This is a genomic window from Corynebacterium sp. HMSC077D03 (assembly GCF_001808545.1).
Lineage (GTDB): Bacteria > Actinomycetota > Actinomycetes > Mycobacteriales > Mycobacteriaceae > Corynebacterium > Corynebacterium simulans.
Map to the genome: position 1 here is coordinate 42,844 of NZ_KV793686.1, position 16,388 is coordinate 59,231.

8 protein-coding genes are annotated in these 16,388 nt (G+C 59.9%); 1 reads left to right on the forward strand and 7 read right to left on the reverse strand.

Annotated elements, in window-relative coordinates; translation table 11 throughout:
- Position 1 precedes the first annotated feature (1 nt).
- From HMPREF2888_RS03985 to HMPREF2888_RS13080, 6 genes are all read right to left on the reverse strand, one after another.
- Positions 2-1,549 (reverse strand): GAP1-N2 domain-containing protein, encoded by a 1,548-nt coding sequence (locus HMPREF2888_RS03985; protein WP_061920078.1) that lies wholly within the window; start codon positions 1,547-1,549, stop codon positions 2-4.
- Complete coding sequence (locus HMPREF2888_RS03990) at positions 1,549-3,789, reverse strand: SaeA-related protein (RefSeq protein ID WP_061920076.1); 2,241 nt, start codon at positions 3,787-3,789, stop codon at positions 1,549-1,551. Before HMPREF2888_RS03990 ends, HMPREF2888_RS03985 begins: the two co-directional genes overlap by 1 nt.
- Positions 3,790-3,803: 14 nt before the next feature.
- Positions 3,804-6,665 carry a hypothetical protein gene (locus HMPREF2888_RS03995; protein ID WP_061920073.1) on the reverse strand — a complete coding sequence of 954 codons (2,862 nt, stop codon included), beginning with the start codon at positions 6,663-6,665 and terminating at the stop codon, positions 3,804-3,806.
- Positions 6,665-10,336, reverse strand: a complete 3,672-nt coding sequence (locus tag HMPREF2888_RS04000; protein WP_070518300.1) for a tubulin-like doman-containing protein — start codon at positions 10,334-10,336, stop codon at positions 6,665-6,667. The genes HMPREF2888_RS03995 and HMPREF2888_RS04000 overlap by 1 nt, the downstream gene beginning before the upstream one ends.
- Before the next feature lie 72 nt (positions 10,337-10,408).
- A complete protein-coding gene (locus HMPREF2888_RS04005; RefSeq protein WP_070518302.1) occupies positions 10,409-13,309 on the reverse strand; it encodes a vWA domain-containing protein in 2,901 nt (966 codons plus the stop codon).
- Positions 13,309-13,908: a hypothetical protein gene (locus HMPREF2888_RS13080; RefSeq protein WP_235590977.1), complete on the reverse strand. Its 600-nt coding sequence runs from the start codon at positions 13,906-13,908 to the stop codon at positions 13,309-13,311. The genes HMPREF2888_RS04005 and HMPREF2888_RS13080 overlap by 1 nt, the downstream gene beginning before the upstream one ends.
- A 319-nt stretch (positions 13,909-14,227) precedes the next feature.
- Here HMPREF2888_RS13080 and HMPREF2888_RS04015 point away from each other — a divergent pair, with 319 nt between their 5' ends.
- The gene (locus HMPREF2888_RS04015; protein ID WP_061920064.1) at positions 14,228-14,926 is read left to right on the forward strand and encodes a queuosine precursor transporter; all 699 of its coding nucleotides are present in this window, start codon (positions 14,228-14,230) and stop codon (positions 14,924-14,926) included.
- 168 nt (positions 14,927-15,094) lie between these two features.
- Here the strand turns inward: HMPREF2888_RS04015 and tgt are convergent, their stop codons facing one another.
- Positions 15,095-16,387 carry a tRNA guanosine(34) transglycosylase Tgt gene (gene tgt / locus HMPREF2888_RS04020; RefSeq protein WP_061920062.1) on the reverse strand — a complete coding sequence of 431 codons (1,293 nt, stop codon included), beginning with the start codon at positions 16,385-16,387 and terminating at the stop codon, positions 15,095-15,097.
- Position 16,388: the final 1 nt, after the last annotated feature.

The following is a 16,388-nucleotide window of genomic DNA, read 5'->3' on the forward strand; positions in this document are numbered from 1 at the left end:
TTTAACTTTCCGTGAAACCGTGTGCTCGAATTATTTCTGCAAAAATCTCGCTCAAGTAACGTCCTAATTCACCAGTCGCCGCACTCCGCCGTTCCTCAGGCTGAATAACAGGGGCAAATCTTTCGATAGTGAGTGCACGCGCTTGATCCAGCGACGCCGTGTCGATGCCGCCCAAAGCCTGCGAAACTAGGAAGTTATAATCGGCCGGAAAATACTTCACCCAAGAAGCCAATGCTGCCGCCAGCGCAAAGACCCGCGTTCCCTCGGGGAAGCAGGAAGGATGCAGCAGCGCAAAGTGAATAGCACGCCCCCGATGCTTCTTCAGGTAACCCATCCACCAAGCTGGATCGAAGTCTCGCAGCTGTTCCAGTTCATCTGAGGTAAGCCCCGGAAGGACGGCGTTCGCACCCGGCGCCGCAGGGGCCGCTGCAGCTGCTGCGGTCGGTGCAGGCTCCGTTTGCGCGATGCCTGGCGATGCCCCGTTTTCCTCGCCCCGTGGCGCAGATTGCGCACTTTCGCTGAAAGGGTTTACCTGCGACGCAGCCGACAAGTCTGCGGCAGCTGCGGCCGGCGACTCAGCCCATGGCTCGGCCACAGATTGTGCGGGTTCGTCAACAAAAGGCGAGTTCGCCTCTGGCTCTACTGCTGCCGGTGCTGGGGTCGGCGCCGACGCTATTTCCCCAGCGCCCTCGTAGGCGCTCAAGTCCGGCAGTGGCTCGCCCAGTTCGAAGATCACCGGATTGCCAGGAATAGCGCGGGCCTTGGTCAGCTCGGCAAGGCGCAACTTTTCGGACTCAGGAACCACCACCATGGTCGAAGTGCCCAGTGGAAGCTCAGCTATGGCGGCTGGCTTTTCAAAGGTAGAGAATCCGAATCCCAGCTCGCCTACCTCGCGGGCTGCGGCAGCAACCCAAAAGGCCGCTTGGTTTTCGGGCGCTACCAGGATGACGAGAGTTTTCTTCTTCGCAGAAAGCACCTTCGCCATCGCTTCTACCAAGCGCGCGTTATAGGCGGCGTCGTTATGCGGCACTACAGACTTGAAGGGCGTGGGCAACGCGGCAGGGCTGCGGAATTCGCCGGCCAAGAAGTCGTCGATAAGCGCATCGCTCGCAAGCGGACCTTTACGCGAAATCTTTTCCGGGATCTCCACCTTGTCCACTTCAAAGATGGAAAAAGGCGTCGGCACATCCGGCGAATACAGAACGTCCGCCGGTGCGGGCGGCACTCCCCCGTCTGAAACCGCGGTGTAGGTAAAGACGTTGCCGCCGCGGCCCGTGGCGTCGATGCCGGCGGGAACGGAGACCATGGTGACCCATTGCTCGCCTTCCTCGGTCATCGTGAATACCGCAGTGCGGCGCACCAGCTCCGCGCGCTCTTGAGCCGAAGGAAAGTCCGGAATAGGCGTACCGCTGTTCAAGCTCGTTGGCACAAAGCTAACCAGCTCCTGCAGCTGCTCCTGGGAAATATCCCCGCTTACTGCGCCCACTCCCCAGCCGCCTGCCCGACCGTTGCCGCGCGAGAAGGATGCAAAGCTAAAAGCACCCGCCATTAATACTGCCCTCCTTGCTGGAAGTTCTGCGCGCCATCCTGCGGGGAAGGCAATGGGTCAAAGCGCAAGCGCTGGGCGACGCCGCTTTCTACCACGACCGTCCTATCAGTGGCATTGAACTGCGACGCCGAATCAGAATCGAAGCTGCCCTGCTGGCCCAAGCTGAAGTCGTGGCCGAAGTCAGGGTTGAAAGATTGCGCGGAAAAATCACCCGTAGCAAAGTCTTCGACCGCAAACAGGCGAACATAGCCGCCGTTCCAGGTTCGCTGGTCTAAGTCCACGATGAAATCAGGCTGCTCAAAAGTGCCCTGGTGCAGGCCCTGGCTGGTGTAGCGGTCCGTGTTCATGCCAGACAGCTTCAACGGCACACCATCCTCAGCAAACAGCGGCAGGCGCACCGGGTTATAAATCACCTGGCAAGAAAATGGGCGCCTATCGCCCATGTCCAGGCTGGACAGGTACACGCCAAGCTGCCGGGTGCTGAAGTCATAGTGGAAGTCATAAGTCACCGTGCGCAGGCCGGGGTATTCAATGACCTGTTCGCGGGCCTCAGTTCTTTTACCCGCAAACATGGCAAACGGGCGCAGGCGCACGACGTCACTGTGGCGCTCGAGTTTCAGGCGAATGCCGCCCTGCAACTCGTATTCCTCCTCGCGCACCGTGGTAGTGCCGCTGTTGGTCGTGCACTCCACCATCGTGGCGCCGCGCGGCCAGGTGAAGGAAATCAACTGGCTATCCACGCGCTCGATAAGCCGCACTTCATCCTCCCCGATGGGCAGCACACGCTGCAGAACGCGCGACTCACCGACCCATGCGTCGGCCTCGTTGAAGTTAACCGGGGTGACATAAACCTCGTACCAATCAGAAGGCCACGGCATCGTGGTGTTCTGCACGGAATCCGGTGGGGTTGCGCCTCGCGTTTCAGTCACGGCGTCGGCAAACGCGTTTTCCACATAAGACTTATCGATGGCCTTGGTGCGCAGCTCCGGACGTGGGGCGTGCGGGGTCAGATAAATCTTGACTTCGCCCGTCTTCGGCGAGTTCCACTCAATCTCGATGTTGTCGTGGCCATCGGAATTCTCCCGCTCACAGCGCGTAAGCGACATCTTCTCTAGCTCACTGGCTAACTTCACCGAATGCTGCACTACCGTCTCATTCGAGCTGGTCAACCTGCCATCTCGGAACTGCGCCTGGCCGAGCAAGGAGACAACCATGGTCTGGCCCGCCTCCTGCACACGGATGGTGGCCTTACGCCCACTGCTTTCGATGTCCTGCTCAAACCGCGGGGAAAGCAAGTCGCGCTCGGTGTCCTTGCATGCATAAACGACGGCGGCCTCATGGCCCTCCAGCAAGTCCCAAGAGACCTGGATTGCGCCCTTGATGGTGGTCACCTTGACGTTGACCGGCGGAAAGACCACTGCCGTCTCGCCCATAAACAGCGGCTGGCTGCTAATCGCTTCTCCCAGATCGGCTCCTTTATAAGCCCACACCGCATAGTGGCGCAGACCGGCCGCACCCGGATCCATGTCGCGGTAAGCGGTGCCGCGAGTGATCATCAATGTCTCGCCTGCTTCCGGCGAGGCAATCATCTCTCGGTCATCGGCAACGACGCGGTAGAAAACCAGTTCTCCCGGCTGCGCAGAAACCGGCTCCCACCAAATGCGCACCGGGTGGCGAACGTCCGAATTATCCTCTGTCGGCTGCTCGTAGCCATAAGGATCTTCTTCTGCTTCTGCCGCTGCATCGGTGGTTTCCGGGACCTCAACCACAGCGTGCATCTCAGGCACTACCCAACCCTCTGGCTGCTTGCCCTTATAAGGCGCGCTGAATGCATCTGCCGGCAGGTTGGTGTAATCGTCCTCGTTGACCTGGGTACGTACGTTCTCCTTGGCCTTGAGCTTGGCAAGCTCCGCTGCCCAGTCGATGTCCTTGTTACCAGGCTGTGGCGACTGTGGGTCTTCTTTTTTGGGACTCATGTCTTTGATCTCCGAAGTTCCAAAGGAGGATAGGGTGGCGCCCGTTTGGGGCTCCGGAGCAGGCGGCTGCGGGTTGAGATTGGCCGCGTTAAGTTCCGGATGCGCAACGGCGCTGCCGTTGAATACCGCCGCGATTTGTTCTGCAAACTCGCCGTACTGCGGTGCAATGTGCCGACGCACGTCCTCGGCCGAGACCTGCTCCAAATCGTGCAGCGGGAGTAATTGCGAAAGCGGAATATCCGTAATCTTGGGTGATTGCGTCATCTTGGTGATTGCTCCTAGAACGTCTCGTCCAAGTCATCGAGCGACGGCGTCTGGCTGTGGCGGCCAAAGCTAAAGCCGGTGGAACCCTCGCCGGCGCTGTGGCGGCCCGGCTGCACCTGCGAAGCATTGTTGAAAGAGTCCATGTGGTCGGTTTCGTCCAGTCCACTGAGCGCATCTGCGAAGGAAGGTAAAGCAGCTTCCGTCTCCGGCTGCGCTTCCTTTGGCAGCAAGTATTTGAAATCGGTGATGCGGCCGAACTGCACCACGGTCAAAGAACGCGAAAGCTGGCTGGTTAGCGCGGTATTGCTATCGACCTCGATGATGCGAGTGCGGGAAGGATCGATCTCGGTGTATCCATCGGAAGCGCCCAACGTGGTCAGCGATTCATTGCTGAAGGCCTGCATAGCGCCCTTTTCTTCGCTCATACCCGCCATGAACTGCTGGGTGGATTGCTCCTGCCTGCGATTATCGTCCAAGAAGGTCACCTTGGACAGGAACTGCTGCATGCTGCCCGTCATTTGTGGATTGGTAATCGCACTGTGCCAGACCTGCGGCTTCAAATCTCGATCCGCCATCGCTGGGTGATCCAGGTTGCGAGCGATCATGTCCAGCGGCGACTTCGAATACTGGCCGCGCATGCCCCACATGGCGCTCGGCTGGATAGAACCGTTGCCCACCTGGTGACGCTCGAAGACAGAATTCATGTAATCCACGAGCCCACGCAAAGACTTATGAGCCCAGGCCTCAGAGAAAACGTGGGAACGAATTCCCTCGGCCATGCGGCTGGTTTCATCGTCGGTGACCTTTGCCTTGCCGATACGCGCGTTATCCGGCAAGCCGGATTCCGGGGTGCGCAGGTGGTCGCTGGTGGTGGACTTCAAGCCGAATGGCGCATAGATTGCGCGACCCAGAACTGAAGACCAGCTCAGGAACTGACCGTATGCATTGATGTTGCGGTCGATGTCTCCCGCTGCGAGCACGATGTTGCGCGCGGCAATCTCCTGGTTCTGGCGATTGAGCTTTTGCCTTTGCACGTAATCGTAGATTTCGCGCTGCGCCTTGGTGAAGGCAAGCCAGGAACAAACCAGGAACAAGGCGATGGAAACAATGACGCCGAAGGTGGTCCACTTCCAGTCCAGGGTGGGCATGGAATCCCAGATCCGCAAGTCGCTGTTGTAATGCGAGATGCACAGGTAAATGAGCACGAGCAAAATCGCGCCTAGCACGCCCCACATGGCGCGCAGCTTGGTGGTCAGCTTGCGGTTTTCAGCGTTGAAGTCACGCTCGGCAAAGCCCTTGGCTTCCTCGCTGAGCTGGCGGGCGACGTCCTCGAAGTGCGCCTCGCGCTGGCGCGCGGAGTGCAGGCTTGCGGCCAAACCAGAGCCGACCTTCCATGCGAAGGTTTCCTGGTGCTGGTTACGCCATGCCGCGAATTGCTGCTTTTTACGGTTGATCTCAGTGTTTTGTGTGCTCTGGCTAGTCCACTCCAGGTCAGCCGCGAACTTCTCCGCAGCGAGTGGATCGAAAGGTGCAATCGTTGCCTGCGCCTCGTTTTCATAGCCCACCGTGCGGTTCATCAGTGGGTGGAAACCACGGAAGGATTGGCTGACATCGGGCACGGACTGCTTGCCGTGCTGGACAATGAGTACGTCCTGGTTATTGCCCTTCGGCGGGGCGAAGTTGGCGTTTTCCTTCCACTGGCCATCAACTAAGCCCAGCGCAAAGTCATGATAGGCCTCCCACATGCCAGCCAGCTGCGGGGTATCACCAACGTCGAATTGGACCTTCTGGGCTTCATTCAGCGTCCGGTTATTCTTCTGCTGCATCTGTGCGATGGATACAGCATTCTCGCCCTTGCCGGAATGGCCATCCAAAACCACCTCCATGTTGGAATTGCGGCCATAGAGAAGATTCTGCAGGAACGAGGCGGTTGCGCTGTTTACGGCACCGCGCCGGTCGTTGACCCAATCCTGCGGCTTGCCGATGACGGTGGCCCAGTACAGGCGCAGGTTATCGCGCAGCGCAGCCCACGCGCCGATCTTCTGCGTCTTCGGGGTCTCCAGCGGGATTTCCTGGGAAATCAGGCTGCCACCAAAAGCGTGAAAGAGAGTATCCGCGTAGTGCTGCGTAAGCGCGTTCGGATCGGTAGCGTGCTCGGTGTAGCTGGTGTTATTCACGCGGGTACGCGGCAGGCGATTATTCGGATTGAATACTCGGTCCTTGACCTCATTTTCGACCTCGCTGGCATCGATAGTGCGGTGGAAAGCACGCACGAGACGGAAGTTTTCCCAGTTGCCGGTTTCCATCAGCCGGCCCGATTCGGCCTCGAATACAGCTGCCTCCTGCATTCCGCGCCACAGGCCGAAGATGGATGCCACGGCAGGAGCTGCGAACTGTGCCAAGGCAAAGCCATCTTCGCTGCGCATGATGGGGCGAATATGCGAAGCGGAAGGAGTGCCGCCCTCTTCTGGGGAAAGCACCAGGTTCTCCCACACCTGCAGCGGCTCAATGTGTGCCGGCTGCAAAGGCAAGGTGGTCAGCAACAGGCGAACGCGCTGGTTCGAGGCCTGGACGATGCGCGAATCCACGGCCGCCGCCCACCGCGACAAAGCGTCTGGCTGCAAGGAATCACTTTCATCCAGCGTATCGATGACCACGAGGAGCATATCGCCTTCGTGGTTGCGCAGAGACTCGTCGAGAGTGGCAATACGTGGGTTTCCCTCGGCGTCGAAGAAGCGCACTGCGGCTGCCGACGTCGGTTGGGTGTAGTCCACCCACATGAAGTTCTGCAGCAAGCCAACAGCTCGCAGGTCGAAAAGGCGGGAACGAATCTCATCGGCCGTGGCGCCGTGTCCAAAGAACAGTACGTTAGTCATTAGAAGGTGTCATCCAAGTCGGTGAGGTTGAATTCAGGCTCAAAGCGCGGGGTCTGGCTGGAAGAATCCCGGCTCGCGGGAGCCTCAAAAGTATCGGGCGTTTCAGCGACAGTCTTTGCCTGGCCCAGCAAATCGCGGATGCGCTGCGCCATGACGACGACGTCCGGCGCCAGGTCGCGGTAGTACGGCGTAGCGGAGGCGACGTCGCGGCGGCGAATGTTTGCAAATGGCTTGTCATCCATGCCTTGGCCCGGCAGAGAATTCATACCACCCGGAATGAAGTGATCAGCGCCGCGGACGAACTTATCGAGCTCCGCAACGAAGGATTCATAACGATCCTGGATGCTGGAGCCGACGACGCCGCGGCCCGGCACGGTGCCATCACGCAGGAAGGCCGCCAGACGGTGGACCAGTGGGTGCGTCGAAGCACCAGAGTGCGCAAAGTCCTGGCCGTCGTCGTAAAGCCCGCGCAGCAACTGGTACGGGTACAAGGAAGAGGCAAAGCCGTATGCGCCGTTCTTTTGTACCCTCGCGTACGCGATGAAGATGGACTCAAGCACGGAAGACATCCAGTCGGACTTCTTAACCATGCGGCGCGGGGAAATCAGCATCGGGTTCGGGAAAGGTACCCAATCGCCTACGCCATTGGCGGTGTCGTCGTAGATATGTGCCGCGGCGTTATCGGAATCCGGGTTAGAGATGTGGATCCGGCCGGTAATGCGGCCGATGATCCAACCTGCCACCATGGCCTGACGCTCGGTCTCAGTCAGCGGCAGAGCCGCCGCGAGCGGACGGGTACGACGCTCCGACCAGTAGGAACCATCGAAGTTTTCTTGCTTATCGATGTCCTCGGCGATGTAGCCGAACATGGAAGAAAATACGATCGGCGAGTAGTTCGGGTAGGAACCGAAGATCTCGATGTGCTGTACCTGCTCGGACATGTTCAGCGAGTTACGCAACGCCACCTGCGATGGCTCGTCAATAGAAGGCGTAGAAAGCAGCTCGCTCAGGCGTGGAACGATGCCGGTTTCTTCGCTGCCCAAAGCCTCGAAAGGAATATCAGAGAAGGAGTAGGTGTACTGCACGTCCTTGCCGTGGATGCGCTGGACCATGTCGCTGGACACGGCAGCCAACGGGCGGGCGTAGCTCAGCGCCATCTGGAAGGCGCTGACGAAGCGGTCAATGCGCTGGGAGTGCTCCACCTCGTTGATATCCGGGGTCAGCGTCAGGTAGCTGCGCAGATCCACGGAGTTGAACTTGTAGAACTCATAGTCGCGGCGGTTAATCCACGCACAGGAGCGCTCCAGCAGATCTGCCGGGCGGATGCGCGAACGGTACTGTGCGCGCTGGGACTCGCGACGCTCCCCGGTCTGCGGATGCTGCGATAGGTGCTTGGATACCCAACCTGCACGGTTGCTGTATTCATCGTTGGTGCGCTTCTGCGGCGCCAGCGTATCCCGCGGTGCCTTGTTGGCATCTAGCGAATCCCACTCGCCGCGAATGACCGCACGCACCGCGAATGGGTAAGCCTGATCGTAATGTTGTACATCGGCAGTGGACTGCTGGCCCTGAATGGTGCGCAACATCTGGGTTTGGTAGTCGGTGATAAACGCGTTGACGTCGGTCAACATGATTTCGTTTTCCGCGCCCTTGAAGCGAGACTCAACGACCTCGTCTACTTCCTCCGGCCAGGCGTTGACCTCGTTGGTGCGAACGTCTGCCAGCTTGTTGGTCTCCGGGCGTGACTGTGCCGCCTTCTCGAGCACCTCATGGGCGTCGCCAAGCTCACGCTGCAGATGGAAGAGGTTCTCGTCGACGTAATCCTGCAGAACGTCCTGCAGAATATGCGCCGTAGCCAACAGGAAGTAGTGGTAGAACTGCTGGTGATAAAGGCCCAGTAGCGCGTTGACAGTCGGCGTTGGATCCGTCATCTGGCCCTTGCCGGTCAGCGGGCTAAGGATCGGCTCCGCGCCTTGCGGAAGCGCAAGCACGGCGAAGTTCTGGAAGGAATTAGAGAACTCGTTAAGCTGCGGCTGCAGGCGGTCGCCGCTGGCCAAGACGTCCTTGACGCGATCGAGCATCTCGCGAACATAAGGCAGGCCCACTGCCGCCAACTCGCCCTCGACCGTGCTCAAGACCTTGTCGGAGAAGAAGTTAGCGAAACGATAGGTGGTGTCATACGCTGCCTGTTGGAGCATTCCCGCGATGTACTGCTGGTTCTGTGGATCGCTCAGGTTCTGCATGAGCTCTGCGCGCCACTCGTTAACGTTGCGCCCTTCCCCTACCGGGATGAAGTTACGCAGGCTGCGCGCTGCGTTTTCGGCAGCTGGCTGGCCCATGCCGCCGAATACGGTGTTCAGCCAGTTATACGCGGAGTTCGGATCGATAGGTCCGCCCATCGCCCAGCTCGGATCCAACATCATGTCTTGGAAGCGGCCCGGCAGGCGTTCATCAAGGCGCTTTGCAATCTGCATCTCGCCGGCCTCTGGATTGGCCTTATCGAGGTGTCCGTTGAGCAGGCGCTCAAAGGAGCTGCGGGCAAGGCGCTGCGCGGAATACTCGGCGAAGCGATCGCGGCCCATGGAAATCTGCGCATAACCCAGCGAACCCCACGGCAGGCGGGCCCACGGGGTACCGCCCTGGGACTGATCACGGTCCCAACCGAAGAAACGGCGGCCGCCGTCACCGGAAGGAGTATTGGTCAACGCATAAGAGACCAGGTTGTCAGACGCACGAGTCGAGGCCATCAAACCGGCCAGCGCACGGCCCAGGCCGCGGTAGATCGACATCGCGGAGCCATCGCCAAAGCGGGAGCCGGTGGTGCCCATCTTGGAACCGATGGGAAAGATTCGGCCAAAAGTCGGGCCCTCTGGCGGGGTGCCCATGTCAAAGGCCTCGAAGATGGCGCGGTCATGCGCAGTGGAGTTACCCATCTGGGATGCAACGACCTCACCGAACATGGCCAGGGAATTCGGCCACGCACCGGCCATGTCTTCAGCCTTGTTGTCGGAGAAGATCTCCGGGGTGTACATGAAGACCAGCGTGCTGGTCGGATCGAGATTCTTGATGGTGGTCAGAACGCGGCAGACATCCAGGAACATCGAAGCGCCTGCGCCGCCTGCCATGGAGGAAACAACCAGCACAACCGGCGCGGAGGAACCAGTATCTGTGCGCTTCTTCGACTGCTTGTAATTGAGCTCGTTGAGCTCCTGGATAGCTTCCTGGGTAAACATCTCAGACACCGCCGCGTTCAATGCGCTGCGGATGTCCTTCAGGTGGCGCAGGGTCAGGATGCGGCCGATGGCGCGGTACTGGCCGGCGCCGTCGGCAAGCTTTGTGTCATTCGATTGCGGCGTACGCGAAGCCCACGTGGCGATCTCGCCCAGCTTGCCGAAGCGGCCCAACGTTTCAGAGATACCAGCATCGAACTGGTTGTAATGCTGGCGTGAGCCGATACCCACATACTGACCGCCGCTTTGGGTAACGTTCGGCAGCTTCTGCGGGCCGGCCTCCTCTTCGAGGGGAACATCGATGTTCACAAACTGCCACGCCTTGGGCAGCTCGGTGATGTCTGGATCGATGGTGCGCAGCTCCGCCTTGAGCTGGTCCATGATAAAAGCCAAGGTCTTGGCGCCGGAGCCACCGCAGCCAACTACGAGGAACTTCTTCATCTGCTCTTAAAACCTTTCGGGATGTCTCTTTAAGTGTTCAACTTGTGCGTTCTGCTTGCGTTCTGGTTCGGACTAGTTGTTTCCGAAGGAAGGCCCCTGCGGCCATCCACCGTTGTTGCCGCGCGGCCCGTTGCCCGGCTGGCCGAAGCCGCCTTGCTGACCGAATCCACCTTGCTGCGGGTTCTGGCGCGGCCCGTTGTCCGGCTGGCCGAAACCGCCCTGGCTACCTGGTTGACCAAAGCCGCCCTGGCTACCTGGTTGACCGAAGCCACCTTGGCCACCTGGCTGACCGAAGCCACGCTGCTGACCTGGCTGGCCCGGCTGCTGCACCTGGCCCGGCTGCCCCGGGAACTGCTGCACTGGAGCGTTAGCACCCGGCGCGTTCTGCGGTGCCTGTGCACCTTGTGCGCCTTGCTCTCCCTTCGGGCCCTTCGGAGCCTTAGGCTCCTTCGGCGCGGGGAACTGCACCTGCTCGAAGAGCACCGGTGCGGAGCGGTTGATCTCCTCGGAAAGCTCGTCATACTTTTCGGCATGTGCCATCGTGTCGACCGTCAAAACGATCTCGCCGCGCTCCTTGTCATTCGCGTTGCCCACGAAGAACCAGTTGTTCTGAACTGCCAGCGGCAAGATGGCGCGGCCACCGGATTGCTTGCCCTTGCCGGAGATGGAGCCATCCCTTTCAACTTCCACATGGGCCGCAGTAAATGGGCTAAGGCCCATCTTTACCTTTGCCTCGTACAGGCCCAGATTTGCCCGGCGCGGCGCGGCGTCGACAGGCACTGCGCCCTGGAACTCCTCCTTGGAGACCGCAAACGGCTTGCCGGTATCCGTGCGGATGAGGCTCGTGCCTTCCTTCTTGACCGGAATCGTCTTCGCGAACATGCGCGGGGACTCAGGGATGCGGCCGGAGAACCACTTCATGAAGTAAAGAACCGCCAGCGGAATCAAAAGGCCCAAAAGGACCGCCAGCACGAATGCCAGGCCGAAGGCACTCTTGCTCAAAGGCGTGGTCATCGAGCCCTTCAGCTGCAGCGGCAGCTGCGCTTCCTGATTATCTTCCGCAGACTGCAAGCTCAGCGTTGGCTTGAGCGCCAAAGCGCCGTCTTCCATGTTCTCTGCAGAAAGGGTGATCGGCAGCGTCGCCTCTTCGCCCTCACCAAGCTCGAGCGCGTTATCCGCGGAATCGTGCTTGGACGTAACCTTGAGCGCATCCACGCCCTTCGGCAGCGTGGCCTCGTCAGCGCCGAAGCTTTGCTCCGCCAGCCACACCTTGCCCGGACCAGTTACCGGAACATCAACGGTGACTTCCTTTTCCGTCATCGACACCACCTGTGCCGAGCCGACGGAGGGCATGTTGACCGGGGTAATCGTCAGCGGGGTTTCACTCTTGATGGGGTTGAGCTTGGAGCCCGGCTGATTATCGACGCCCTTCGTGGTGATGTCCACGCTGGTCACCAGCTTGCCCGCGGCAACGTTTTCGACCTTGTCCAACGGGATATCCACCGCGTTGCCGTCCACGATCGGGGCGTTTTCGAGAAGCGTTACTGGCTCGCCCTCTTCGGGGACGAACTCCGCGCGCAGCGTGCCTTGGCCTTCGAGCTTGCGCGGCTCACCGCCGCCGTCGACAAGCTGTGCCTTAATAACTTGGTCGGAGTTGATGCCGCCGCTTAGCTTCTCACCGTTTTCGCGCTGCAGGTTGAGGTTCAGACCCGGAATCATCACCATGGATGCCTGGTACTCGCCCTCGGCGCCGCCCTCCAGCTTGTAGCCAAAGGTCCACTTGCCGGCCCAGCCTTCGCCGCCCTTCTTCATTGCGACGTCGACCATGCCCGGCAGTCGGTCATTGGTGGTGATCTCCACGTCAGCGCCGGCGACCTTCTTGGTATCCGGCTTCAGCTCTACCGTTTGCCCATCAGGACCGGTGAGGGTCGGAATGATCTTGCCTTCTTCTACGCTGGTCTTCGGAACCGCGGACAGGCGGACTGGGTCGACCGAATTATCCAGGAAGAAATCGAATTGCTCGGTGAAAGTGCCTTCCTTGCTCAAGCCACCGGAGGTAGGAATGAGGTTACGGAAAGCTGCAAACAGTGCGGCGGGATCCTCACCGCCGTTGAAGAAGGCGCCGTTGGGTTCGCCTTGGCCACAGCCCTCGCCTTCAGCCAGGTCGGTGAGAAGCTCCGTCTGCTCCTTCGCATCGCGCGCCGGTACGAGACCGACGTTGAAGAGGCGGATATTGGACTGGCGGAATGCGGACACCGTGGAATCCGGGGTGCACAAAATGTTGCGGGCTGCTGCGTTGTCCTTGCCGGTCTCAACGCCCACGTAGGCGCCGTCGGTGAAAAAGACAATGGCGCGGCAATCGCTGCCATCATGATCGCCGAATTCCTTGAGCGCGCCCGAGTAGGCCAAACCGTAGTCGGTTTCTAGATCGGAGGTGCGCTCCTTGTTGCGGAAAGCGTCAATCTCCTTGTCCAAGGCGCCGGCGTTTCCGGAAACATTGGTCCAGCCGCCGTACTCGCCGGCCTCGGAGTAATAGCCTGAACCGAATCCGGCAAGCTTGACATTGATATCCGCGCCGGCGTCCTTGCCTAGGCTGGCCAGCTGATTGACGATGTCCTTGGTGGCATCAACACGGAAGTGGGAGCCATCGGTGGCTGGTTCGCCTTCGTAACCGATGAGGGACTGCGACTGGTCGAGCACGAACAACAGGTCCGCGGATTTCTTATCCGCGATACACGAACTAAAGTCCGCTAGGTTTTTCTGCGAGGCCTCAGAGAGGCTGCTCTCGGAGGCCTGCGGTGCTTTATCCTGTGGAGCTTGTTCTGGTGGGGCTTGTTCTGCCGGCGGGGCCGCCTCGGGCGCTGGTGCTTGCTCAGGCGCTGGCGCATCTTGCGCGGAAGCTCCCAAGGAACCTGCGAAACCGCACAACAGTGCAGTGCTGCTGAGAGCGAGGAGACGATTTAGTTTTCGCATTAGGCGCCCATCACCTTTCCTACGTAGAAGGCGATCTCCACTGCGGAAGCGATCACAAGCAAGAAGCCGCCGATCATGACGAGGCGGTAGACCAGCGTCTGGCGCGTATCCTCAATGTAGAAGCTTTCCGCTTGGCGCCGAGTATTTTGCAGGGTGTATAGGCCAAGGAGCACAAAGGCGACGATGCCGGCAAGCACCCATCCCGCGATGGCCAAGCCAAAGAAAAGGCCTTGGGTTGCAGTGGAGGCCAATGGCGCGGCGATTACCGCGATTAAGGAGAAAATAGCGGCCACACCAGCGGCGATGAGCAAAGGCCACGGCCCCTTGGTGGGTGCGGCTGGGGTGGCAGGGCGCGAGCTGCGCGGCGCGCTGGGCTGCCCGCCTGGTGCGCCAAAACCCTGGCCGCCACCTTGTGCGGGGCCAGCTGCGCCAAACGACGGCGCGCTTCCTCCTGGTTGATTCGGCGAACCGAAGCTAGGGGAACTTGGGAATCCGAACCTCGGGCCGGCTGCATTGTTAGGGCCGTTGTTGGGGCCGCTACCCGCTCCGGGGCGCGGACCACCAAACTGGGGCGATGAGCCAGGCGAACCAAATGTCATAACTAATGACCTTTTCTCAAATAGCGCTCCCCCAGCCAAGAGAGCGGCCAGGGAAACCAAAGGGAACAAAATAGGCACAAGTGTTGCAAGCAAAAGAATGCCATACTTAAGGCCTCATTTCGCCTCTTCCTTGGGATTTACCCTCCACTACCCCAGCGCCACATCGATAATGCCGGATTCAGCTGCACATATCTCGCTGGATCTACCTTGAGGATCATTCCCCAGTCTCCCCTAAGATGTGTGAGCATTTCTGTTTTCTCAGGCCATAAGACAGCGCCATAAGACAACGCCATAAGACGGCATGGCAAGATAACTGCCCATGACAGAAAAATCGGCAACCGCAACCACTTCCAGTGGCGAGAGCATCCGATTCATCCCGGTACAGTCCACGCTGTACCCGTGGCTGGTTACGGTGTTCGTCGTTACGTTCCTCATTTCCAACATCAATGCCACAAAGGGCGTCCAGCTCGGTCCGCTCATCACCGACGGCGCCTTCTTCTTATTCCCGCTGGCTTATATCGCAGGCGACGTCCTGTCCGAATGCTATGGCTTCAAGTCCACGCGGCGGGCGGTCTACATCGGATTCGTCATGGCGATTCTGGCCGCGGTGTGCTTCTATATCGCGATTTGGCTGCCAGCGGCGGATTTCTACGAAGGCCAAGAGGCCTTCGCCGCTACCTTGGGCCTTGTGCCGCAGATCCTCGCCGCTTCCTTGGCAGGCTACTTAGTGGGCCAGCTGCTCAATTCCTTCACGCTGACCCGCATGAAGGCAAAGTCCGGTGAACGTGGACTCATCGGCCGTTTGGTCGCCTCAACCGTCGTGGGCGAGCTCGGCGATACTGTGTTGTTCTGCATCATCGCCGCACCAGTCATCGGCATTTCCACATTCAGCGGCTTTCTCAATTACGTAGTGGTCGGCTTCGTGTGGAAAACCCTCATCGAGGTGGTCATGCTGCCGCTAACCACCATCGTCATCAAGTGGGTTAAATCCCGCGAAGACTACGTTCCCAGCAACTAACCCACAAATACTCAGCCCTAGAAACCCAGCCCTAGAAACCCAGGGCTGGAACTGCAGCTTCCTGGTGAAAAGGGCGGCGTCGGCAAGCGCGAGAAAAGCCGAACAGGAGGTCTGCAGTTCCAGCCCTGGGTATTTGCGGAAAAGAGACGGCGGGCGCAGGGAGGTAGCTTACTTGCCGGCGTAGTAGCGGCCCATGAACTCGTCGCGGTAGGCCTCGTAGTAGCCGCCGTCGATGGAGGCGCGGATGTTGTCCACCAAGCGGATCATGAAGGTAAGGTTGTGCATGGTGCACAGCGTGCCGGCCAGGAATTCGTTGGCCTTGAGCAGGTGGTGGATGTACGCGCGGGAATAGTTCTCCGAGACGTAGCCGCCGAACTCCTCGTCGATGCCCGTGAAGTCGCGCTTGAAGCGCGCACCCTTGAGGTTCAAGCGGCCATCGAGCGTGTACACGCCGCCGCGGCGGCCCAGGCGGGTCGGCGCAACGCAGTCGAAGGTGTCGGCACCAGCCTCGATCGCGGTAAACAAATCATCGGGCTCGGAAATGCCCAGCAGGTGACGCGGTTTATCCTCAGGAAGCTCGTCGCAGACCCAGCCCACGATGGTGCCCAGGTTCTCCTTCTCCAGCGCGCCGCCGATACCAAAGCCGCCGAAACCGCGCTTGCCGTCCGCCTCGGCAGCCTGGGAAAGCTCCACCAGACCGCGGGTGGCTTGGCGGCGCAGGTCCTCGTACTGCGCGCCCTGGACGACGCCCCATAGGGACTGGCGCGGCTTCTGCGGGCCACGCTCCTCGGTCAGGCGGTGGTGCTCGTCGAGGCAGCGCTGCGCCCAGCGGTGCGTTCGCGCGACGGATTCCTCCTGATAGGCACGGCTATCGATGAGGGTGGTCAGCTCATCAAAGGCGAACATGATGTCAGCACCCAAACCATGCTGAATCTGCATGGAGACCTCCGGGGTAAAGCGGTGCTTCGAGCCATCGATAACAGACTTAAAGTCCACGCCATCCTCGTCGACCTGCGCCATACGCTCCTTCTTGGCCGCGCGGATGTCCTTTTCGGTCAGGTTGGCCGTGTCCATGGCCAGGACCTTCTTGAATCCCACGCCAAGCGACATCACCTGGAATCCGCCGGAGTCCGTGTAGGTGGGGCCATGCCAGTTTTCAAAGGTCGCGACGCCGCCAGCCTCATCCACGATGTCGTGGCCCGGCTGCAGATAAAGGTGATAAGCGTTGGACAAGATAGCCTGCGCGCCCGTCTGGCGGATCTGCTCCGGGGTCAGGGTCTTAACCGTGGCCTTGGTGGCCACGGGGATAAAGGCTGGGGTCTGAATATCCCCGTGCGGTGTATGAATGGTGCCGCTGCGACCATGCTTGCCAGGACCAGCCTGGTCGAGGCGCGTGCGCACGTCGAAGCTCAGGTCAGTCTCTAGCTTGGGTGCAGGAAAAGGCGGCTGTTGCTCGATCATA

Bases quoted from the DNA above. Each gene is read 5' to 3' on its own strand.
- HMPREF2888_RS03985 (WP_061920078.1), bottom strand. From the start codon at position 1,549: ATGGCGGGTGCTTTTAGCTTTGCATCCTTCTCGCGCGGCAACGGTCGG.
- HMPREF2888_RS03990 (WP_061920076.1), bottom strand. From the start codon at position 3,789: ATGACGCAATCACCCAAGATTACGGATATTCCGCTTTCGCAATTACTC.
- HMPREF2888_RS03995 (WP_061920073.1), bottom strand. From the start codon at position 6,665: ATGACTAACGTACTGTTCTTTGGACACGGCGCCACGGCCGATGAGATT.
- HMPREF2888_RS04000 (WP_070518300.1), bottom strand. From the start codon at position 10,336: ATGAAGAAGTTCCTCGTAGTTGGCTGCGGTGGCTCCGGCGCCAAGACC.
- HMPREF2888_RS04005 (WP_070518302.1), bottom strand. From the start codon at position 13,309: ATGCGAAAACTAAATCGTCTCCTCGCTCTCAGCAGCACTGCACTGTTG.
- HMPREF2888_RS13080 (WP_235590977.1), bottom strand. From the start codon at position 13,908: ATGACATTTGGTTCGCCTGGCTCATCGCCCCAGTTTGGTGGTCCGCGC.
- HMPREF2888_RS04015 (WP_061920064.1), top strand. From the start codon at position 14,228: ATGACAGAAAAATCGGCAACCGCAACCACTTCCAGTGGCGAGAGCATC.
- tgt (WP_061920062.1), bottom strand. From the start codon at position 16,387: ATGATCGAGCAACAGCCGCCTTTTCCTGCACCCAAGCTAGAGACTGAC.